The organism is Anabaena sp. 90, assembly GCF_000312705.1.
Taxonomy (GTDB): Bacteria; Cyanobacteriota; Cyanobacteriia; order Cyanobacteriales; family Nostocaceae; genus Dolichospermum; species Dolichospermum lemmermannii.
Genome location: NC_019439.1, coordinates 635,105 through 656,373, shown reverse-complemented (window position 1 = coordinate 656,373; position 21,269 = coordinate 635,105). Strand labels below are relative to the sequence as shown.

The following is a 21,269-nucleotide window of genomic DNA, read 5'->3' as shown; positions in this document are numbered from 1 at the left end:
TTGCCAAAAATAGTTCTCTAAATGCTTCGCCCGTAAAGTTGTTCGTTGTTAGTAGGGGCGAAGCATTTGGAAGATAAATTATCGCTCATTGCCAAAAATAGTTCTCCAAATGCTTCGCCCGTACAGTTGTTAGTAGGGGCGAAGCATTTGGAAGATAAATTATCGATCATTGCCAAAAATAGTTCTCCAAATGCTTCGCCCGTACAGTTGTCAGTTGTTAGTTGTCAATTATTAACTGTAAATTTTGAGATTGCTTTAATTTATACAGATTGGTGTTAGCAGTGCAAAATAAGACAGTGGTGATTTCGGCAATTAATACCTCTGTCAATTCTACTACAGCCGCTTCCGATACTGCTGCTGCTTTGAGAAAGGGCATTGCTAAACCAGCAATATCAGCCCCTAAAGCGATCGCTTTAGCCACATCTAAACCATTGCGTAAGCCCCCAGATGCAATTAAGGGAACATTGGGATCATGCTCCCGAATACTGGCAATACAATCGGCTGTGGGTATCCCCCAGTCCCCAAATGTTTGCCCCAAACGCCGCTGTAAGACAGTTTCTGCCCGTTCACTTTCAACCATTGCCCAAGACGTACCACCAGCACCAGCCACATCAATAGCTTGCACTCCCACAGCTATCAATTTTTCTGCCATAGTTGCAGAAATTCCATTACCTACTTCTTTGGCAATTACGGGAACTGGTAAGTTGTTGCACAAGTTAGATATTTTGTCAAGTAATCCATGAAAGTTAGTATCACCCCTGGGTTGAATGAATTCCTGCAAAGGGTTAATATGTAAAATCAAAGCATCGGCTTCCACCAGATCAATAATTCGCAAACATTCATCAATACCATAATCATAATTAAGCTGTACCGCGCCTAAATTAGCAAAGAGGAGAATATCCGGCGCATATTTACGAACAGCAAAGGTATTTGCAACTTGGGGTTTTTCCACTGCCACTCTTACAGATCCTACACCCATTGCTAATTTGTATTCTTGGGCAACTTCGGCCAGACGACGGTTAATAATTCCCGCTGGTTCTGTACCTCCCGTCATGGAGGAAATTAACAAAGGTGCATGGAGATGTTTTCCCAAAAATGTCGTACTCACATCAATATCTTTACCATCAATTTCTGGTAAACAAGTATGGGTAAAGCGATATTTTTCTAACCCAGTGGTAATTACTGGAGATTGGACATTATCTTCTAAACAGATGCGGATATGATCTGCTTTGCGATTTTGGGTTTGGGCTGAGGTGTTAATAGGAGGGTTCACGGCTTAATATGGAGTTATGTGAATATTTATATTTTGCATTAAGCCCTGCCGCTTCAAACACGGGGAGTAAAAGTTTGTGTATATACTCAAGCGTTGATATTCTCCTTTTGCCTTCTTTCTGCTTCTGACTCCTGACTCCTGACTCCTGACTCCTGACTCTTCAAATATTTTTCATATCCAAGCTGATCTAGTGTAGCTTGCTTTTCCATGACCATATTACAAAGACTTTGGCGATAAACTTGCACTTTTTCGAGTAATTCTGGTTGGTGAGTAGCAAGAATTTGTACAGCTAAAAGTCCAGCATTTTTAGAATTCCCAATAGCGACAGTGGCAACAGGTATTCCTGCTGGCATTTGCACTATAGAATATAAAGAATCCACACCTTGTAAATTTCGAGTAGCGACGGGAACACCAATAACAGGTAAAGGAGTTAAAGATGCTACCATACCAGGAAGATGTGCCGCACCACCTGCACCAGCAATAATTACCTTGATACCGCGTTGATGTGCAGTTTTAGCATATTCAAACATTTGTTCTGGGGTACGATGGGCAGAGACAATGGCAACTTCAACTACAATACCGAATTCTTCGCAAATAGCGATCGCATCCTTCATTGTAGGCAAATCGGAATCACTACCCATGATAATACCAACTTCGAGACTCATATAATTTAGGGACTGGGGATTGGGGACTGGGGAAGTAGAGGAAGTGGGGGAAGTAGGGGAAGTAGGGGAAGTAGGGGAAGTAGGGGAAGTAGGGGAATATTTCTTCCCAATGACAACTGACAACTGACAACTGACAACGAACAACTGACAAAAATACCATGCTGGCAAATGTAGATATTATCAACGCAAAAGTCCCCGGTTATCAAGATTTACAAAGAATCTTAGTTAACCAAGCAGGCATAATTGAGCAAATTATGTCTATGAATACAGCATGGGAAAAAGTTGTACGACAAGACTTACAAGTTTTAGATGTGGCTGGAGACTGGATTTCTTTAGGTGGTGTGGATTTACAAATTAATGGTGGACTGGGTTTGGCCTTTCCAGAATTAACAGTAGAAAATTCCTCTATGCTGCCAAAAATCTCTTCATTTCTTTGGGAAGCAGGAGTTGACGGTTATTTACCAACCTTAGTGACCACCTCTATCGAAAATATTCAGCGATCGCTTGCCATTCTCGCCAATTATACCCCCAATTCTCCAACCTCCGCAGAAATTCTCGGAGTCCACCTCGAAGGACCATTTTTAAACTACTACAAACGCGGCGCACATCCAGCCGAGTATCTTCTGCGTCTCACCATAGATCAAATTAAACGTGTATTAGGAGATTATGCCCATATCGTCAAACTCATCACCCTCGCACCAGAATTAGACACCACCGGGAAAGTCATCCCATATTTGCGTTCTTTGGGAATCACCGTCAGCTTAGGACATTCTCAAGCCACCGCAGCGGAAGCCCAACAAGCCTTTACTCAAGGTGCTACAATGATAACTCATGCCTTCAACGCCATGCCACCCCTACACCACCGCGAACCAGGGCTATTAGGCGCAGCAATGAACAATCCTGATGTGTTTTGTGCTTTTATTGCCGATGGTCAGCACGTTGCCCCGATGATCTTAAAAATTCTTCTGCGTGCCAGTGAAAGGTTATTCATTGTCAGTGATGCCCTTGCACCATTAGGATTACCCGACGGCATCTATCCTTGGGATACCCGACAAATAGAAATTATCAACGGTACAGCCAGATTACAAGATGGGACATTAACGGGAACAACCCTACCATTATTAGTGGGAGTGCAAAATCTGGTCAAATGGGGAATTTGTGACGTAGAAACCGCCATTAGCCTCGCTACGGACGCACCTAGACAAGCTATTAATTTACCAACATTTGCCGCTAATCAGTCCGCTCATTTATTACGCTGGAACTGGGATCAAATTGGCAAAGAACTGTCTTGGAAACGGTTAACAGCCTGATATTCGGGCGTGAACATACCAGAATTTATAGGATTTGAGGATTTTCAGGACGCAAGAATTATAAGGAGAATGCCGAAAACCCTTGAAAGTGCGTCCGACTCAGTGTCAAAGATTTCTAGTGATAACCGCTCATTTTCTCCCCGTCTGGAGTGCCTTTGTGTGAGGTAATTATTTCTAAACACTCGACAATCGAAGCTCTTTTTCTCATTGCTGTCACCAAAGCTTGATAACTATCCCAATTTTCCTGAATCAGATTTTTAGATTGAAGAAGATGAAACCGTTGTTTTTGCTGATAACCTGTTTCCGAAAACCCGATAACTTGCAAAAATTCATTTAACTTAATTTTATCATCATTGCCACCTTCAGCCGACTTAAAAACCAAAGTTTCCGCCGCAATTCCCGCCATCCAAATAGTACAATAACGGTCTAGCATTTGAGCAGTAATTTGACCTGTTTCTATTTGCGCTGTTAACTCGCTATCTTCTAAAGTTATTCCCCCTTGTCCTGGTTGTCCTTTTTTCCAAGCTTCCCACGCGCTGAGAGTGTAGCTAGTCACCGGAATTCCTAACAGGTAAGCCACGAGAAAATGACCTGCTTCATGATGTAAAATGCGTTCTTTATATTCTGGAGAAAATCGCGCCATTAAATCTAATACTATCGTTCCTCCCTTTCCTTGAAAGCTGAAATTATCTAAAGTTGCAATTCCTAAAAATGTCACAGTAGCTAAAGCTGGTATCGTTGGGGAAAGATGTATTAATGGTCCTAACAGGCTGGAAAAAGTCATGAGAAAGACGAATATAGCAACGAGATTTATGGCAGTTTGGCTCATGGGAAGTTTTTTAAAGAGGTTGTTTAAATATCATAGAACATAGATCCCCGACTTCTTAAAGAAGTCGGGGATCTGAACATCTTGAATATTGCTATAATAAATTTGTACCATATTCCGTAAAACCATCTAAAATGGGAAACGCTATAAATATCAAAAATTAAAAAATATTGATCAAAACTGGATTTTCGACTAAATTTAACTATCCTTCAAAAGAAAAATAACCTTTATGCAACCAACATTATTAGACAAAGCCCTCAATCACTTTCAGGCTTGGGCAATAGAGAACCCTCAAAACCCAGTCAGCCGTACCTTTCTGCCTATAATCAGTTTTGTAGAGGGAACAATTGCCAATAATCCACCTTACCTAGACAGGAAAAGGCAAGTGCTGGGGGATGCCTTTTGTTGTGCAGGGGAAGTAGTCTTAGGAGACTTTAAAACCCTAGAAACCGCCTTAACCTCACCCCAAGCCCGTGACTGGAGACTAGGAACTTCCATGCTTAGTTCTAGTCATGGTCCGGGAGTTGATCAAGGAGGTCGCAATGTTCTTTTAATTACTCTCTCAGACGCAGCCCCCGGAGGGGAAAATCATCATGCTTTCCGTAAGTGTGTTGATAATTACTTCTTTAATGAAGGCATGGTAATGCGTCAAAATGATCAAGTAGCACAACGGTTGTTCAATAAGTTAGCGGCTGATTATGTAGATAGAATTACCAATAATACTTTAGAAGAATTTTTCAATAATGATCAACGGGATTGGATGGGCTTTTTAGTCCGGTATCTTCACTATGTTATTTTTGGCATTAATCCTGATGATCAAGCAACAATAAGAATTATTACAACCTTCCACTATACAAAAAGGGGAACATTATATTATTTTGCTGGCAGCAGTAGTTTAGAAAAGTTAAATATATGGGGATTTCGTCAAGTTCCTGAATTGGTAGAGCAAGTAGCGACGATTTACGAAAATTCTCCAGCCTTAGCTAATTTTCAAGAGAACGATCCTAAATATCATAAAATGACGCGGCGAGAACTTGCAAAACTGATGGTGTCTTTAATGAGTATTGCCGGTTTGCAAGGGCCGCTACACTTGGGAAAAACAGCATTGGGTTATCAATCCCTTCCTGCTTACCAAGGTCGTCAAACTGATAAAATTGACATTAAGAGTTATTGGGACAGGCTCGATCTTAATGATCGTCCTAGTATTCAACTTTTTCTGTTAGAATGCGCCCGTCTGTTTATGCCTGTAAGTGCCTCTCACCGAGTGGCGACAGAACCATTTAGGGTGACATTGGCGGGTAAAGCGCGAACCTTTCCGAAAGGAACTAAAATTTTAATTCCTATGCTTTTGGGAATGTTAAGTGAAGATTTTTGGGGAAAAACTGCTTATGAATTTAATGCAGACAGAGAAAATCTTTGCCCTTTTCACATGGGTTTTAATTCCGTTGGTTCCCGTCATGCTGGCCGCATTTGTCCGGGGAAAGACTTAGCATTAGAAATGCTGACCAATGTTATTATTAGCGTGGGTAAAGCTCGTCGCTCTTACTTAAGCCAAATATCCTAGTCCATATCATAAATAAATATCATGCAGCCATTTCTACCTCAAAATGACCCGAACCCCGCACAACGCCAATCTTGTCTAGAGAAAGGCCGCAAAGAGTATCAATTCATGTATGATTTTTTGCCGCCTATGGCGATGCTCAAAAGCGTACCTCCCGCAGAGAATTTTTCTACTAAGTATATTGCTGAACGGACATTAGAGGCAGCAGAACTTCCTCTAAATATGATGGCTGTTAAAACTCATGCTATGTGGGATCCTTTAGATGAATTGCAAGATTATGAGGACTTTTTCCCAGTTTTGCAAAAACCTAATGTGATGAAAACCTATGAAACCGATGATTCCTTCGCCGAACAACGGCTTTGTGGGGTGAATCCGATGGTTTTACGTCAAATTAAGCAAATGCCAGCTAACTTTGCCTTTACCATTGAAGAATTACAGGATAAGTTTGGCAATTCTATTAATTTAATCGAAAGATTGGCCACAGGAAATCTATATGTCGCTGATTATAGATCCTTGGCGTTCGTTCAAGGTGGCACTTATGCCAAAGGAAAAAAGTACCTACCAGCACCTCTGGCCTTTTTCTGTTGGCGCAGTTCGGGCTTTCAAGATCGAGGCCAATTAGTCCCTGTAGCCATTCAAATCAATCCCAAAGCAGGTAAAGCCAGCCCCTTGCTAACTCCTTTTGATGACCCTTTAACCTGGTTTTATGCTAAGTCCTGTGTGCAAATTGCTGATGCTAATCATCATGAAATGAGCAGCCATTTATGCCGGACTCACCTGGTAATGGAACCCTTTGCTGTTGTCACCCCGCGTCAACTGGCTGAAAATCATCCTCTGAGAATATTACTCAGACCCCATTTCCGGTTTATGTTGGCTAATAATGATTTAGCTCGCAAGCGTCTGGTTAGTAGGGGCGGTTTTGTGGATGAATTATTAGCAGGAACTCTGCAAGAATCATTGCAAATTGTGGTAGATGCCTATAAAAGTTGGAGTCTAGACCAGTTTGCTCTACCTAGGGAACTCAAAAATCGCGGTGTAGATGATGTGAAAAACTTGCCACATTATCCTTATCGGGATGATGGAATTTTGTTATGGAATGCGATTAATAAGTTTGTATTTAACTATTTGCAGCTTTATTATAAGAGTCCAGCAGACTTGAAAGCAGACGGAGAACTGCAAGCTTGGGCGCGGGAATTAGTGGCTCAGGATGGTGGTAGGGTTAAGGGTATGAGCGATCGCATTGATACCCTAGAACAATTAGTTGAGATTGTTACTACTATCATATATATTTGTGGTCCGCAGCATTCGGCAGTTAATTTCTCCCAATATGAATACATGGGTTTTATTCCTAATATGCCCCTAGCTGCTTATCAAGAAATTCAACAAAAGGGTGATATTGAAGACCGTCAAGCCCTCATAGATTTTCTACCACCTGCCAAACCCACAAATACCCAATTATCAACTGTGTACATACTTTCAGACTATCGTTATGACAGACTGGGATATTATGAAGAGGAAGAATTTGCAGATCCAAATGCTGACAAAGTTGTGAATAAATTCCAGCAAGAATTGAGTGTGGTACAGAGAAAAATTGAATTGAATAATAAGGGACGTTTAGTAAATTATGAATATCTCCAACCAAGACTCATTCTCAACAGTATTAGTATTTAACTAATTGCAGAATAGACAAAACCCCATCTTTAATAATATTAAAATGGGGTATTTTATTCTTCATCATTCACTATAAACAAATGATATGATAGTTTCTCGTTCCCATACTCTGTATGGGAATGAATTACGGAAGGCTCTGCCTTCATTGATACTAAATTATGGAGGCAGAGCCTCTAGGTAGCATTCCCAGTCGGAGACTGGGAACGAGAAAAAAACGAGAAGAATCACAAAAATGTAGGGTGGGTTAGCGACGGCGTAACCCACCATTTAATGGTATAGTGTGATTGGTTTTATGCTCTAGACAAGTTTAATAAAGACGAACCCACCAATAGTTACCAACAGCCCTCCAAGCATAGCCATATGGTGTGTAATAAATAAAACCACCCACTACCTCAAGTTCCAAATCAGATAATTCATCAAACTGGTTTTCAACTTGTGCTAAATCAGCAATTTGAATATTAGCCATCTTTGTATTCTCCTTGGTTTTAAAAAATCTAGAAAAAATCGGAAACGTTGTACTTTTTCATTTCCTGACTACATCCTATTAAAAATAAAAACCTCTGTCTAGAGACTTAGACAAAATAAAAGTGACATAATTGTTTCAGTTTTGTCACTTTCAATAGCTTGATGATAACAGCATTTTCCGCACAAATATCCGTAAATTTGCCCTTTTAGGTTGAGAATATCACTAAAAAATAGACAATTACGGACTAAAAATAGCCAAAAAAAGGGACATAATTGCTGCAATTTTGTCACTTTTGCCTATTAACTTAAATATAAATAGATCCCTAAATTATTTAATAATTTAGATATATGTATTAGCTCTTATAAGCATGAATTACATGAGATATGCAATAGACATCTCCATAAAAGAATGTAGAGACATTCCATGGAACGTCTCTACAAGGGTTGTAAGTCACGCATATTTAATTTTCGGACAGGTCTAATTTATTTTACATAACTACCTAATCAGATGGTGGGTTACGCTTTTGCTAACCCACCCTACGTATATTTGAAGATTTCAACAAGACGATTAATTTAATTGCAACCTAAGAGGTTGTTTGAAAAGTATTATGTGAAACCCATAATCTCCAAAAACCTAACCCCCCTCCCCCCCTTCCCTACAAGGGAATGGGGGTTTTAAAGCCTCTCCCCTGGTAGGGGAGAGGTTTGGAGAGGGGTCTGTTTGTACATTAAAAACTTTTCAAACATCCTCTAAGAATCCATTTCCGCTAATTCCAACCAGCGTTCTGTGGACAAATCAATATTTTTCTTCAGAGTTTCCACCTCTTCATATAGCTTTTGCACTTGGCTATAATTTCCAGCCACAGTTGTTAATTTCTTTTCTGCTGCTGTTTTTTCTGTTTCTAACTTGGCAATTTTCTGTTCTAATTCCTCAAATTCCCGTCTTTCCCAATTGGATAACCTCCGGGCTTTTTTAGTCTCTGCAACTGGAGACACAACCTTTGATTCTACAATTACAGTTTTTGACGGTTCTTGTTTTTCTGCTTCTTCAGCTTTTTTATAATCTAAATAGATGGAATAATTACCCGGATATTGACGTAAACCTCCACCTTCTTCTAAGGCAAAAATTCTGTCTACTGTCCGATCTAAAAAGTAACGATCATGAGAAACTACAATCACACAACCATTAAAATCTTCTAAATAGTCTTCTAATACTGCTAATGTTTGCACATCTAAATCATTAGTCGGTTCATCCAAAATCAACACATTGGGCGCACTAATGAGAATACGTAATAAAAATAAACGGCGTTTTTCTCCACCAGAAAGTTTATTAATGGGTGCATATTGTTGATTTCCTGGAAACAAAAATCTCTCTAACATTTGGGAAGCCGTGATTTTCGTACCGTCGGAAATTTGGATAAATTCCCCTTCTTCCTTAATGTAATCAATCACTCGTTGATTATCATCTACAGCCGTCAACAATTCTTCTGAATGTTGGTTAAAATAACCAATATGAATTGTAGTCCCAATTTCCACACTACCGGAATCTGGTTTGATTCTGGCAGTCATAATATCCATTAAAGTAGATTTACCTGCACCATTACCGCCAATAATACCAATTCGATCTTCTGGACTAAATTCATAAGTAAAATTATGAATTAAAGTCCTGTTATTGTAGGCTTTACTAACATTTTTGAGTTCAATAACCTTCTTACCAATCCGTCGGCCAACGGTAGAAATATCAACCTTACCATTAATTTCTTTAAATTCAGTATCTCTCAATTCATGAGCGCGATCAATTCTGGCTTTTTGTTTGGTACTTCTAGCTTTTGGGCCTTTCTTTAACCATTCTAATTCGCGGCGTAAAAGACCTTGATGTTTCCGCTGAGTGCTAACAGCAGATTCTTCAGCTAAAGCTTTCTTTTCTAAATAATAGGAATAATTACCTGTGTAATTGTAAATATCACCTCGATCAATTTCGATAATTCTATTAGTAACTTTATCTAAAAAATAACGATCATGAGTAATTAATAAAAGTGCGCCGCGATAGCGATTTAAATAACTTTGTAACCATTCTACCGATAAAGCATCAAGATGGTTTGTTGGTTCATCCATTAACAATAAATCAGGTTCTGATATCAAGGCTGCTGCTAAAGCAATTCGTTTGCGATATCCCCCTGATAATGTGCCAACTTTCACATCAAAATCAACAATTCCTAACTTTGTTAAAATGATTTTGGCGTTAGTTTCTACTTCCCATGCACCAGTTGCATCCATGCGCTCCATCACAGTAGAAAGACGAGACATTAACTGACTATCATCGGGGTAATGTGCCAATTTATCAGATAATTCTTCATACTCTTTGACGAGGTTCATTTGTTCACCACTATCAGCGAATACCTGTTCTAAAACAGTGTGATTTTCGTCCATATCGGGCTGTTGAGGCAAGTAAACAATTTTTGCCCCAGAATTCACTAAAATTTGCCCACTATCAATTGATTCTAGTCTAGCAATCATTTTTAATAAAGTTGATTTACCAGAACCATTAGTGCCGATTAAACCAACTTTATCATTAGTATCAAGGCTGAAATTAGCATCTTTTAAAAGTTCTTTAATTCCAAAATCTTTCTTAACTGATTGTAATGTAACAATGCTCATATTATGCGGTAATTAGTGATTAAGAATGAGGTGGGCATAGCCCACCCTAAAGATGATTGTAAACGAAATTCTAGACAAATAAATCGAGGGGTAAATGTCCATACATCTCGTTAACTCCTCCCTCTTGATAAGACTGGCAAGATACTAACACTCCCCGATGATGTCCAGCATAGGAATCGAGATAACACAAGCCATTTTTGCCATTTAACTTGATGTAAACTGGGCCTTCTGGATGTGGTAAATCAATTGGTGCTTGATAACCCAAAGCGCGAGAATAGGTTTTCATGGCTAAAATTCCCTCTGCGGCTGTATCAGCACAAATACCTAAGATTTGATAATCAGTAAGACTGGTGAGAAAAATTAATGCCTCACGAGTGGGAACTTTTTCGGACGGTTTAAGAATGGGGGCAATATCCAGACAGTTAAATTTGTTGAGTATTTTCTTGGCTTCTGGGAGTGAGAGTTGCTGATGATTGGGAGTAGACATAATATTGATTTGTCTAGTTTTTACGTCTGGTTCTGGTTTTGGGAGGGAGATTTGCTCAACATTACTGGCATTTTTGCACAAAATCAAGATTGATATGGCATATTCCCTAAGTTTTAGGAGGAATATTTGCTGTTTTGGTAGTCTTCACTGAAAATTAGCACATCTGGTTTATTGATACGGTTATTATACCCTGCTGTTTGCTGCGGGGAATAATTATTTTAGCGACAATATTTTCTAATATAATTCCCAAAAGTGAAGTTTGCCAAATTACAAGTTACCAATTTTTCAAAATTATCTCTTCTGTTCCTAAAGGAAGATAACTGTATCTATTGCTTCAATATTGATCACAAATCAACTCAATTATGTGGTAGTATTAACTGCAAGTAATTATCAATTAATGTGGCTATGCCATTTAAATCTATCCGATTATCCAAAAGGCGTAAACATTCTGTTCGTCCCCTCCAGCGGCTATTTAAATATGGACATCAGTATACTAAACAAATTCGACTGGCCATTGGTGCTTCTATCCTCAATAAAGTTTTTGACTTAGCACCCCCTGTATTAATTGGGATTGCGGTGGATGTGGTAGTCAAGCAACAAGATTCTATCATCGCCCGATTAGGCGTAAAAGATATTTATGGGCAATTTCTGATTTTATCCTTGTTGACGGTGATTACTTGGGTGTTGGAGTCATTGTTTGAATATGTCTATAAGTTACTATGGCGCAATTTGGGACAGAATATTCAGCATAATTTACGACTGGACGCATATAAACATTTACAAGAATTAGAATTAGCTTATTTTGAAGAACGCAGCACCGGTGGTTTAATGTCTATTTTGAGTGATGATGTTAACCAATTAGAGCGGTTTCTGGATGTGGGTGCAAATGACATTATTCAAGTAACTACTACTATTATTATTGTTGGGGCTGCGTTTTTTATTTTAGCTCCTAGTGTAGCTGGGATGGCAATTTTGCCCATGCCATTTATTCTCTTTGGTTCGATAATTTGCCAGAAATTTCTTGCACCTCGTTATGCAGAAGTTCGGGAAAAAGTCGGTTTATTAAATGGGAGATTATCTAATAATTTGAGTGGAATTACCACTATTAAAAGTTTTACAGCAGAAGCTTATGAAGCGGCGCGGGTAGAATCTGAAAGTAATGCTTATCGTCAAAGTAATGCGAAAGCGATCGCTTTATCTGCGGGGTATATTCCGATTATTCGGATGTTCATTTTAATCGCTTTTACCATCTTGCTATTATTTGGCGGTATGGCAGCGGTAGAGGGAAGATTGGCTGTAGGTACTTATAGTTCTTTGGTGTTTTTAGTTCAGCTTTTGCTGTGGCCATTAACCAGATTAGGTGATACTTTTGATTTATATCAAAGGGCAATGGCTTCTACTAATCGAGTGATGGATTTGTTAGATACTCCCATGGCAATTCATACCGGAAATATTGATTTACCTGTAGATATGATTCGGGGGGCTTTGGAATTTCAAAATGTGAGTTTTGCTTATCAAAATAGAAATCCAATTATTCACAATTTATCTTTGGAAATTCCCGCAGGAAATACAATTGCAATTGTGGGTTCGACAGGTTCAGGAAAAAGCACTTTGGTTAAACTCTTACTGCGATTTTATGAGGTGCAAAGTGGTAAAATTACTTTGGATGGAATTGATTTACAACAATTAAATTTGCGAGATCTACGCCGGGCTATTGGTTTGGTTAGTCAGGATGTGTTTTTATTTCATGGTACAGTGGGAGAAAATATTGCCTATGGGACTTTTACCGCTACCGATGAAGATATTATCATGGCGGCGAAAATAGCCGAAGCTCATGATTTTATTATGAGTTTGCCCCAAGGTTATGAGACAATTGTGGGAGAACGGGGGCAAAAGTTATCTGGGGGACAAAGACAACGAATTGCGATCGCTCGCGCAGTATTAAAAGATCCACCAATTTTGATCTTAGATGAAGCTACCTCAGCGGTAGACAATGAAACAGAAGCTGCTATTCAACGTTCTTTAGAACGGATTACGGTCAATCGTACCACAATAGCGATCGCTCACCGTCTTTCCACCATTCGTAATGCTGATTGTATTTATGTCATGGAACATGGCAAATTAGTCGAAGCCGGAACTCATGAACAACTACTAGAGAAAAATGGCATTTACACCAGTTTATGGCGTGTGCAATCTGGGTTAAAATAGCAAAAATAAAATTACAAATTAATCATCATGTTTAGTATTCCTCAACCCGAAACAGCAGAGAACAAATGGCGCGGACAATTAGATAGATTTGTCAAAAACAATCAGTTAGAACTAGCCGCACTTTTTTGGGGATTGTGGTTAGAAAATGGTAATCGTCAGGGAACTATTGGGATTGATTTACAACCAACTCCCCATTTTGTCTATTGTCCCCAAACCGAAATAGAGAAGTTAAATGAGCGAGTTGAAAATCGTCTCCAAGAAATTTTAGGAATTATTGATAATAACCAACCCGAAACAGAAGTAGTGATGATTGGAATTGGGAAAGGGGAGATTAAGTTAATTCAATTTGCACCCAAATCATCACCAGAAACCTGTTTTCAAGAAGTGGGAAAAGATATAGATGAATTATTAGATTTACTAGAACAGCGATTAATTGAGCAAATCAGGGATTAATAAAGCCATTGATTTTGCTATACTAGATACTGAAAAACGGAAGTTTCAATTTAAAAGTGATGAAATTATGATTCACCATCTTTCAATTTCTGCCCAAAATCCCCAACACGCGGCCGAAGTTCTCGCAGAAGTGATGAATGGAAAAGTATTTCCCTTTCGTCCACATCCAGGTAGTTACATGATGCTATCTCTCGATGAACACGGAACTGGAATTGAAGTTTATCCATTAAAAATTGTATTGCAACCTGGTGAAGAAGAACAGGATTGTCAGTTTAAAGAAACTTCTCAACCTAGCAACTTTACAGCCACTCATGCAGCTATTTCTGTTAATTCTACACAGGAACAAATAGAAGCAATTGCTCAGAGAGAAGGCTGGAGAGTTATTCGTTGTAGTCGTGCTTTCTTTGATGTGATGGAGTTTTGGGTAGAAAATAGGATAATGATAGAATTCTTAACCCCAGAAATGTCCAATCAATATTTAACACTTATGCAGCCAGAAAATTTACAAAAAGTATTTGCTGGTTAAATTTATAAAAGACTCGAATTCCGAAGTTAAGTAGAGTTGAAAATCAATTTTGAGAATGTGCTACACCTTTTATCACTACATCATTAGACAAAAGTAGTAATAACTTGGTTTAATTAAGAAAAAGTGGTGTCACCAGAAAGATAATGATTTTGGCTCAAAGCTTAACTATTGATGCAGTTTTAGTAAACAACTGTATCCAGTTCACAACCTGGGGATTTTCCTCCCTCCTACTCGCAGAAATTGTCAGAGATGCTTACCATGCTTTGTGTCATCAGGTAACATGGTTAGCAAAATGGCATAATAAACATCATGCTGTGTACCGTCGAGATTTAACTTTAACTTCCCAAAAAGCCTACGTAGATTCCCAGTTGTATCACGATATCGTCGAATCGGGTATATTAGTAACAATATTAACAATAATTGCCTTACTAGCACATCAATGGGGATTATGGTTAGGAGTTGCTTATGCCGTCACGTTTTTATACGGTGCATCTCTGCGATATTTTCAAGGAACAATAGACACAGACTACAATCATTTACCCGGACCCTTAGACACAATTCCCTCCGTTTTGTGGGTAAATAGAACCTATCATTGGCGACATCATTTTGATGATGTTAACGCTTACTATAGTGGTGTGTTTCCCCTAGTGGATAAAATACTAGGAACAGGACTTTCTCTCAAAGGTAAAACCGTAGCATTAACAGGTGCTTCCGGTGCATTAGGACAAGCATTAGCAGCAGAACTATTAAAGCATAATGCCAAAGTTGTGGCATTAACAAGCAATCCTGAAAAAATCGCAATTCAAGAGCGGGTCAAAATTGTAAAATGGGAATTAGGTAATGAAACTCAACTAAAAGAAAGTTTAAATAAAGTTGATATTCTCATTATCAATCATGGCATAAATGTTTATGGAGATCGTACTTCAGCCGCCATTCAAAATTCCTATCAAGTTAACACTTTTTCCGCGTTGGAACTGATAGATGTCTTTTCTGCAACTGTCACAGGACCTCAAGACAAAGCCACCAAAGAAATTTGGGTAAATACTTCAGAAGCAGAAGTTTCCCCAGCTTTAAGCCCCTTGTATGAACTAAGTAAAAGAGCATTAGGGGATATTGTCACCCTCAAAAGATTAGATCAAACTTGTGTCATTCGCAAATTAATTTTAGGACCATTCAAAAGTCAATTAAATCCCTATGGTGTCATGTCAGCAAAGCAAGTTGCACAGGGAATTTTATTTTTTGCAAAACGGGATTTTAGAAATATTATTGTCACAGTAAATCCTTTGACTTATTTACTATTTCCCCTCAAAGAATTTAGTACCTGGTTGTACTATCGGATTTTTAGTAAAGGGGTAAAAAGCAAATAATTATCAAGATAACGTTGCTAAATAAAATCTAACAGTCTCCTTTCTCTCCACCTCTGCGTCCTCTGTGCCTCTGTGGTTCGTATCAAATAAGATGACTGATGATTTGTGAAAATGCCATTAGCAACGTTATCCATGATATTGGGAAAAAATAAATATGAAACTAATATTTAGACATTATGGGTATTGATTCCGTACAAACATCCATGTTAAGCTATGTAGTAACAAGTAACATCTAGTTTATACATTTTGCATCTCACCTTGATTAATCAGGAGTATCAAAAATGCCAGTAGGTTTGCCTGAATTCGTGGAAAACCCGGAAAATCGTTGTCCGGTAATTCTCTTGCTTGATACTTCTGGCTCAATGTCAGGACAACCTATCCAGGAGTTAAATAGAGGTTTGGCGGCTTTCAAGGAAGATGTGATGAAAGATGCTCAAGCTTCTTTAAGTGTAGAAGTGGCTATTGTCACCTTTGGACCTGTGAAACTGACGCAAGATTTTGTCACTATAGACCATTTTACACCGCCCAAGCTAGAAACAGAAGGTGTCACACCAATGGGTGAAGCCATTGAATACGCTTTGGATTTATTAGAAACCCGCAAACAGACTTATAAAGATAACGGTGTCCATTATTATCGTCCTTGGGTGTTTTTAATTACCGATGGTGCGCCTACAGATTATTGGCAAGGTGCAGCGCAAAGGGTGAGGGAAGAAGAAGAACAGCGGCGAATGTTGTTTTTTACTGTTGGTGTTCAGGGTGCAGATATGAATAAACTCAGACAAATTGCCCCTCCAGAACGTCCTCCAGTGACGCTGAATGGCTTAGATTTTCGCTCTTTATTTCGTTGGCTTTCCACTTCCATGAAACGGGTTTCTAGTGGCAAGGTAGGTGAAGCTGTAGCATTACCGCCGATGGGATGGGGTCAGATTATAACATAATCTGAATAGTTGGAAAAGGCGATTATAAATCGCGGAACCACACAGGCAAAACCCACCTTCGTGGGTTAAAAACCTTGATTTTTCATTAGTCCACGAAGGCGGTCACTGAGCTTGTCGATAGCGTAGCGTGGCGTTAGCCATAGTGTGGACTTTGTTTGTGTAGTAGCGAATTATATTCGCCGAAAACCTTAAATCAGATTACTTAAATTTAAAGATGATATTTTGAGGATTTATTTATTGTGAGTTGGAAAGCAATTGCTCGTTCTGCGGTGGGTACGAGTCATCAAGCGGAAAAAATACCCTGTCAAGACTGCGGAAATTACCGCATTTTTAATGATGTGATTGTGGGTGCAGTTGCTGACGGTGCTGGGAGTGCGAAATATTCTCAAATTGGTTCTGAATTAGCGGTAGACACTGCGCTCAACTACCTTAAAGGAAATCTTAATAATCGCAAAAAATTCTGGGAAAATCTGTCTAAACCACTTACCGAAAAAGAGGTTAAAAAGCTTTTTAATCAAACCTTCAAAAAAGTTATTAAAGAGTTAAATAAACAAGCAACTAACAAAGGTGATTCTGTTAATGATTTAGCTTGTACATTGTTAGTTTTTATAGCAACTCCTGAATGGGTTGCAGCTATGCAAATTGGTGATGGATTTATGATAGTGCATCCCCAAGATTCAGAATATCAATTGTTGTTTAAACCAGATAAAGGGGAGTTTTTCAACGAAACAACTTTTGTCACTTCAGCTAATGCAGTTGAGGAAATACAGGTACAGGTAATTTCAGGAAATCAAGAGTTTATTTGTGCTTCTACTGATGGGCTAGAAAAAGTAGCAATTCGCTTGAGTGACTGGAAACCTTTTCCGCCATTCTTTAAACCATTTGAGGAATATTTGCGAGAAACAAATAATCCAGAAGAGGATGATCAATATATTATTGATTTTCTCAATTCTGAAAGGCTAAATTCTCGTACTGATGATGATAAAACTTTGGTTTTGTGTCTTTTTGAAAATTAATCCAGAATTTTCAAGAACCTCTCCCTAACCCTCTCCTAAAAGGAGAGGGAACATGAAAAAATGAGTTTTTGTACAGAGAGTTTCAAAGCCTCTCCCCTTGTATCGGAGAGGTTTAGAGAGAGGTTAAAAATTTGCTGTACAAGTTTTCAAATACTATTTGATATTGATGTTATCCTATTTAATTAAAATTCTATGACAGTTCTCACCTGTGCTATTACAAATAAATCAATTAGTCTGTTAGGTGAAGCAATATTCAATAGTGGTGAAGCGAAAATTTGGCGAACTAATGAAAATGGTTATTTAGCTAAAATTTACCATAAACCAACACCGGAACGGGTGCAAAAATTAGCAGTAATGATAGATCACCCTCCACAAGAGCCAAATGCCCATCTTAATCATATTTCCTTTGCTTGGCCTAAGTCACCATTGAAAAATGATCAGGGTGATTTTGTAGGCTTTTTGATGCCAGAAGTTAGAGATGCAAAAGAACTTATTAATATTTATAATCCCCAACTTCGTAAACGTGAGAAAATTAAAGTTGATTGGCGGTTTCTACACACAACAGCGATGAATATCGTTTCAATTATTGAAGCACTTCACACTGCTGGTTATGTATTGGGTGATATTAAACCACAAAATATTCTGGTTAATGATCGGGCTTTACCTTCAATTATTGATACAGATTCTTTTCAGGTAAAAAATCCGAGAAATGGTAGAATTTATCGTTGTTTAGTTGGTTCAGAAGGATATACACCACCGGAATTAATTGGTAAAGATTTTTCTAGTATTGAACAAACGGAAATACATGATAGATTTCGATTAGCAGTAATTATCTATCAATTATTATTTGGGGGGAATAGTCCTTTTCAGGGAAAATGGATAGGTACAGGAGAAACTCCAGAAATTAATGAACTTGTTCGTCGGAGTATATGGTTATATAGTGCAAATAGTTTAATTCAATCTGTAGATAGAACAATTCCTCTTGATATTGTACATTCAGAGATCAGAAGATGTTTTCTTAAATGCTTTAATGATGGTTATGAAAATCCTCAGTTACGTCCTACAGCTAAAGAATGGATGCAATCGTTAAAAGTTGCTAGAAATGGACTAAATGAATGCGAAATGCTAGATAGTCATTACTATAGCCAAACCTATGGTAAATGTTATTGGTGCGATCGCTCTACAAATCTTGGTGTTGATATTTTTCCCGGAGTTGTTAGACCAAAACCATCTGCTGTTGTGGAATCAACTTCACAGCGACAAGTTATAGATAAGCTACCGCAAACCTTCACTTTCCATTCTCAATATATTACTTCTGTAGTATTTAGCCCCAATGGTCAAACTCTTGCTAGTGGAAGTGCGGATACAATTGTCAAACTTTGGGATGTGAGGGGAAGGTTACTGCAAACTCTTATGGGTCATTCTAAGGTTAATTCTGTAGCCTTTAGCCCCGATGGTCAAATCTTGGCTATTGGACGTGATGACAACACTATCAAGATATGGAATGTGTCTACAGAAAGGCTACTGCAAACTCTTACCGATCATTCTGACTCAGTTAATTCTGTAGCATACAGCCCTGATGGTCAAACCCTTGCTAGTGGCAGTTTGGACAGGACTATCAAGATATGGAATGTGACTACAGGAAAACTACTTCAAACCCTTACAGGTCATTCTAGCTGGGTTCGTTATGTAGCATATAGCCCTGATGGTCAAATCTTGGCTAGTGGGAGTGATGACAACACTATCAAGATATGGAATAAGCCTACAGGACAACTACTTCAAACTTTTACAGGTCATTCTAGCTGGGTTCGTTATGTAGCATATAGCCCTGATGGTCAAAACCTTGCTAGTAGCAGTGGGGACAGGACTATCAAGATATGGAGTGTGACTACAGGAAAACTACTTCAAACCCTTACAGGTCATTCTGGCACGGTTAATTCCGTAGCATACAGCCCTGATGGTCAAACCCTTGCTAGTGGCAGTTTGGACAGGACTATCAAGATATGGAATGTGACTACAGGAAAACTACTTCAAACCCTTACAGGTCATTCTAGCTGGGTTCGTTCTGTAACATACAGCCCTGATGGTCAAAGCCTTGCTAGTGGTAGTGATGATGGGACTATCAATATTTGGCGGTTAAAGTAGTCATTGATAGGATTTTGTTAGCAATCGTCTATTTTATCATCCTGTAAATCCTTTAATCCTGGATATCCTGATTCTGACAATTTTACTAACCTATTTCCTCACCATAAATCTATGAATCATAAAGTTTTTTATCTTGATGGTAAAAAAATCAATAGCAAACAAACATTTTTAAAACAAGCTGCTGAAGCAATGGAATTTCCTACATACTTCGGCGCTAACTGGGATGCTTTTGATGAATGTATCACCGATTTAACATGGTGTCCGGCTCAAAGATATGTGATATCATAAGATCATGCTGATATCTTTGCTCAAGCTGAACCGACACAGTACCAAATAGCATTGGATATTTTAAATTCAGCCAAAGAATACTGGGAAGCTAATCATATTCCTCTCAAGTTTTTAGTTATTAACAAATAGGTAAAATTACATTTTCACTATTTGGAGATTGTTTATTGTGGTTGTCAGAATCAGGATTACCAGGATTTAAGGATGTACAGGATTTGATTGACTTTTTACCTGATGAAGATAAATGTAATATTCCATCATTCCCAATAGTCGGTTTAAACCGACTTTAGCTTTTAGACAGGGAATTAATTCCCTGGCTTCCTATTTGGAGATTGTTTGTTGTGGTTGTCAGAATCAGGATAACCAGGATTTAAGGATGTACAGGATTGTTATTTATAGATTTTCTGTGAATATTTAATGATGATATTTATTGAATAATAAACATATATTCTCTCTCGTACAAAAACCATAAGTGATCAAAAACATCCTGTTAATCCTCTAATCCTGGGTATCCTGATTCAGACAAATAACATCCTGTGAATCCTTAAATCCTGGATATCCTGATTACGACATTAAACTTTTAACAAATTTATGTTAAAATAATTAACTAAGCACCATTAGGAGATTTTTCAATTATGCAAGTAACAATTGATTTACCAGATAAATTAACAACGAAAATCATAAATCAATGGGGTAATTTACCACAAAAAATCCTGAATAATCTTGTATTAGAAGCATTTCGAGAAAGATTAATTGATTTTGATGAACTAAAAGATTTACTAAACTTTCCTTCTGACGCTGAACTCAAAAGATTTTTAATCCAAAATAATATTCTCCATTCCGCAGGTTTACTTAATTTGTATGGTGCTTGTGCTGATATTGATTTTGCAACGGATGATGATTTAATTGAGGTTATTAATGAAAAATGATTCTTTAATTTATTTACTAGATACGAATGTTTGTATCATGTATCTCAAGGGTAAATCTCTCAGCATTAATCATCATCTTGATAATTTAGAACCTGAAAAAATTGCGGTTTGTTCTGTAGTCAAAGCTGAATTATTTTATGGTTCTATGCGTAGTAATAATCCTCAAAAAGCCATAGCTGTACAAAAAATATTCATAGAACAATTTGTTTCTTTACCTTTTGATGATGAATGTGCAGAAAATTATGGCAAAATTCGCGCTGATTTAGCAAATTCTGGAACTCCTATTAGTTCAAATGATATACAAATTGCTTCTATTGCTTTAGTGAATAATCTAATTTTAGTTACTCACAATGTCAGGGAATTTAAACGAGTTAAAGGGTTACAAATTGAAGATTGGGAAATTGTCTGATAGTGTAGCACAAGCTATATAAAGTTACCTTTTCACTATTTGGAGATGACATTTTTATTTTTTATCATCCTGTTAAT

Annotated in this window: 21 protein-coding genes; 15 read left to right on the top strand and 6 right to left on the bottom strand. The window is 38.0% G+C overall.

Annotated features, from left to right (window positions below):
• Positions 1-45: 45 nt before the first annotated feature.
• Positions 46-279 (top strand): hypothetical protein, encoded by a 234-nt coding sequence (locus ANA_RS25130; RefSeq protein ID WP_235082088.1) that lies wholly within the window; start codon positions 46-48, stop codon positions 277-279.
• Here ANA_RS25130 and fni read toward each other — a convergent pair.
• Positions 218-1,273, bottom strand: coding sequence for a type 2 isopentenyl-diphosphate Delta-isomerase (gene fni, locus ANA_RS21765; protein ID WP_015083580.1), 1,056 nt, complete (start codon positions 1,271-1,273; stop codon positions 218-220). The genes ANA_RS25130 and fni overlap by 62 nt on opposite strands.
• 86 nt (positions 1,274-1,359) lie before the next feature.
• On the bottom strand, positions 1,360-1,938 hold the full coding sequence (gene purE / locus ANA_RS21760) for a 5-(carboxyamino)imidazole ribonucleotide mutase (protein WP_015083579.1): 579 nt from the start codon (positions 1,936-1,938) through the stop codon (positions 1,360-1,362).
• Between the two features lie 158 nt (positions 1,939-2,096).
• Between purE and nagA the strand changes: the two genes are divergently transcribed.
• A complete protein-coding gene (gene nagA, locus ANA_RS21755) occupies positions 2,097-3,248 on the top strand; it encodes an N-acetylglucosamine-6-phosphate deacetylase (RefSeq protein WP_015083578.1) in 1,152 nt (383 codons plus the stop codon).
• 115 nt (positions 3,249-3,363) lie between these two features.
• Here the strand turns inward: nagA and ANA_RS21750 are convergent, their stop codons facing one another.
• Complete coding sequence (locus ANA_RS21750; RefSeq protein WP_015083577.1) at positions 3,364-4,077, bottom strand: hypothetical protein; 714 nt, start codon at positions 4,075-4,077, stop codon at positions 3,364-3,366.
• A gap of 226 nt (positions 4,078-4,303) precedes the next feature.
• Between ANA_RS21750 and ANA_RS21745 the strand changes: the two genes are divergently transcribed.
• Both ANA_RS21745 and ANA_RS21740 read left to right on the top strand, forming a co-directional pair.
• The gene (locus tag ANA_RS21745) at positions 4,304-5,638 is read left to right on the top strand and encodes a cytochrome P450 (protein ID WP_015083576.1); all 1,335 of its coding nucleotides are present in this window, start codon (positions 4,304-4,306) and stop codon (positions 5,636-5,638) included.
• A 21-nt stretch (positions 5,639-5,659) separates the two neighbouring features.
• A complete protein-coding gene (locus tag ANA_RS21740; protein ID WP_015083575.1) occupies positions 5,660-7,306 on the top strand; it encodes a lipoxygenase family protein in 1,647 nt (548 codons plus the stop codon).
• Between the two features lie 307 nt (positions 7,307-7,613).
• Here the strand turns inward: ANA_RS21740 and ANA_RS26775 are convergent, their stop codons facing one another.
• From ANA_RS26775 to ANA_RS21730, 3 genes are all read right to left on the bottom strand, one after another.
• Positions 7,614-7,772 carry a hypothetical protein gene (locus ANA_RS26775; RefSeq protein WP_158310563.1) on the bottom strand — a complete coding sequence of 53 codons (159 nt, stop codon included), beginning with the start codon at positions 7,770-7,772 and terminating at the stop codon, positions 7,614-7,616.
• A 749-nt stretch (positions 7,773-8,521) separates the two neighbouring features.
• A complete protein-coding gene (locus tag ANA_RS21735; RefSeq protein WP_015083573.1) occupies positions 8,522-10,429 on the bottom strand; it encodes an ABC-F family ATP-binding cassette domain-containing protein in 1,908 nt (635 codons plus the stop codon).
• A 70-nt stretch (positions 10,430-10,499) separates the two neighbouring features.
• On the bottom strand, positions 10,500-10,916 hold the full coding sequence (locus ANA_RS21730) for a DUF1824 family protein (protein ID WP_015083572.1): 417 nt from the start codon (positions 10,914-10,916) through the stop codon (positions 10,500-10,502).
• Positions 10,917-11,321: 405 nt separating this feature from the next.
• Here ANA_RS21730 and ANA_RS21725 point away from each other — a divergent pair, with 405 nt between their 5' ends.
• From ANA_RS21725 to ANA_RS21680, 11 genes are all read left to right on the top strand, one after another.
• The gene (locus ANA_RS21725) at positions 11,322-13,124 is read left to right on the top strand and encodes an ABC transporter ATP-binding protein (protein ID WP_174782885.1); all 1,803 of its coding nucleotides are present in this window, start codon (positions 11,322-11,324) and stop codon (positions 13,122-13,124) included.
• Between the two features lie 27 nt (positions 13,125-13,151).
• The gene (locus ANA_RS21720) at positions 13,152-13,577 is read left to right on the top strand and encodes a beta-carboxysome assembly chaperone CcmS (RefSeq protein WP_015083570.1); all 426 of its coding nucleotides are present in this window, start codon (positions 13,152-13,154) and stop codon (positions 13,575-13,577) included.
• Positions 13,578-13,644: 67 nt separating this feature from the next.
• Complete coding sequence (locus ANA_RS21715) at positions 13,645-14,103, top strand: hypothetical protein (protein WP_015083569.1); 459 nt, start codon at positions 13,645-13,647, stop codon at positions 14,101-14,103.
• Positions 14,104-14,246: 143 nt separating this feature from the next.
• On the top strand, positions 14,247-15,470 hold the full coding sequence (locus ANA_RS21710) for a bifunctional sterol desaturase/short chain dehydrogenase (protein ID WP_015083568.1): 1,224 nt from the start codon (positions 14,247-14,249) through the stop codon (positions 15,468-15,470).
• Between the two features lie 281 nt (positions 15,471-15,751).
• A complete protein-coding gene (locus tag ANA_RS21705; RefSeq protein ID WP_015083567.1) occupies positions 15,752-16,408 on the top strand; it encodes a vWA domain-containing protein in 657 nt (218 codons plus the stop codon).
• A 239-nt stretch (positions 16,409-16,647) separates the two neighbouring features.
• Positions 16,648-17,424, top strand: a complete 777-nt coding sequence (locus ANA_RS21700) for a PP2C family serine/threonine-protein phosphatase (protein ID WP_015083566.1) — start codon at positions 16,648-16,650, stop codon at positions 17,422-17,424.
• Positions 17,425-17,616: 192 nt separating this feature from the next.
• The gene (locus ANA_RS21695; protein WP_015083565.1) at positions 17,617-19,569 is read left to right on the top strand and encodes an eIF2A-related protein; all 1,953 of its coding nucleotides are present in this window, start codon (positions 17,617-17,619) and stop codon (positions 19,567-19,569) included.
• A 111-nt stretch (positions 19,570-19,680) separates the two neighbouring features.
• The gene (locus tag ANA_RS25120) at positions 19,681-19,857 is read left to right on the top strand and encodes a barstar family protein (RefSeq protein ID WP_083881526.1); all 177 of its coding nucleotides are present in this window, start codon (positions 19,681-19,683) and stop codon (positions 19,855-19,857) included.
• Positions 19,858-20,021: 164 nt separating this feature from the next.
• On the top strand, positions 20,022-20,144 hold the full coding sequence (locus tag ANA_RS28380) for a hypothetical protein (RefSeq protein ID WP_256380217.1): 123 nt from the start codon (positions 20,022-20,024) through the stop codon (positions 20,142-20,144).
• 345 nt (positions 20,145-20,489) lie between these two features.
• A complete protein-coding gene (locus tag ANA_RS21685) occupies positions 20,490-20,783 on the top strand; it encodes a hypothetical protein (RefSeq protein WP_015083563.1) in 294 nt (97 codons plus the stop codon).
• A complete protein-coding gene (locus ANA_RS21680; protein ID WP_015083562.1) occupies positions 20,773-21,192 on the top strand; it encodes a type II toxin-antitoxin system tRNA(fMet)-specific endonuclease VapC in 420 nt (139 codons plus the stop codon). Before ANA_RS21685 ends, ANA_RS21680 begins: the two co-directional genes overlap by 11 nt.
• Positions 21,193-21,269 lie beyond the last annotated feature (77 nt).

Bases quoted from the DNA above. Each gene is read 5' to 3' on its own strand.
- ANA_RS21730 (WP_015083572.1), bottom strand. From the start codon at position 10,916: ATGTCTACTCCCAATCATCAGCAACTCTCACTCCCAGAAGCCAAGAAA.
- ANA_RS21715 (WP_015083569.1), top strand. From the start codon at position 13,645: ATGATTCACCATCTTTCAATTTCTGCCCAAAATCCCCAACACGCGGCC.
- ANA_RS25120 (WP_083881526.1), top strand. From the start codon at position 19,681: ATGAATCATAAAGTTTTTTATCTTGATGGTAAAAAAATCAATAGCAAA.
- ANA_RS21695 (WP_015083565.1), top strand. From the start codon at position 17,617: ATGACAGTTCTCACCTGTGCTATTACAAATAAATCAATTAGTCTGTTA.
- ANA_RS21705 (WP_015083567.1), top strand. From the start codon at position 15,752: ATGCCAGTAGGTTTGCCTGAATTCGTGGAAAACCCGGAAAATCGTTGT.
- ANA_RS21750 (WP_015083577.1), bottom strand. From the start codon at position 4,077: ATGAGCCAAACTGCCATAAATCTCGTTGCTATATTCGTCTTTCTCATG.
- ANA_RS21735 (WP_015083573.1), bottom strand. From the start codon at position 10,429: ATGAGCATTGTTACATTACAATCAGTTAAGAAAGATTTTGGAATTAAA.
- ANA_RS26775 (WP_158310563.1), bottom strand. From the start codon at position 7,772: ATGGCTAATATTCAAATTGCTGATTTAGCACAAGTTGAAAACCAGTTT.
- ANA_RS21740 (WP_015083575.1), top strand. From the start codon at position 5,660: ATGCAGCCATTTCTACCTCAAAATGACCCGAACCCCGCACAACGCCAA.
- ANA_RS21745 (WP_015083576.1), top strand. From the start codon at position 4,304: ATGCAACCAACATTATTAGACAAAGCCCTCAATCACTTTCAGGCTTGG.
- ANA_RS21720 (WP_015083570.1), top strand. From the start codon at position 13,152: ATGTTTAGTATTCCTCAACCCGAAACAGCAGAGAACAAATGGCGCGGA.
- purE (WP_015083579.1), bottom strand. From the start codon at position 1,938: ATGAGTCTCGAAGTTGGTATTATCATGGGTAGTGATTCCGATTTGCCT.
- ANA_RS21725 (WP_174782885.1), top strand. From the start codon at position 11,322: ATGCCATTTAAATCTATCCGATTATCCAAAAGGCGTAAACATTCTGTT.
- nagA (WP_015083578.1), top strand. From the start codon at position 2,097: ATGCTGGCAAATGTAGATATTATCAACGCAAAAGTCCCCGGTTATCAA.
- ANA_RS21685 (WP_015083563.1), top strand. From the start codon at position 20,490: ATGCAAGTAACAATTGATTTACCAGATAAATTAACAACGAAAATCATA.
- ANA_RS21710 (WP_015083568.1), top strand. From the start codon at position 14,247: ATGATTTTGGCTCAAAGCTTAACTATTGATGCAGTTTTAGTAAACAAC.
- ANA_RS21680 (WP_015083562.1), top strand. From the start codon at position 20,773: ATGAAAAATGATTCTTTAATTTATTTACTAGATACGAATGTTTGTATC.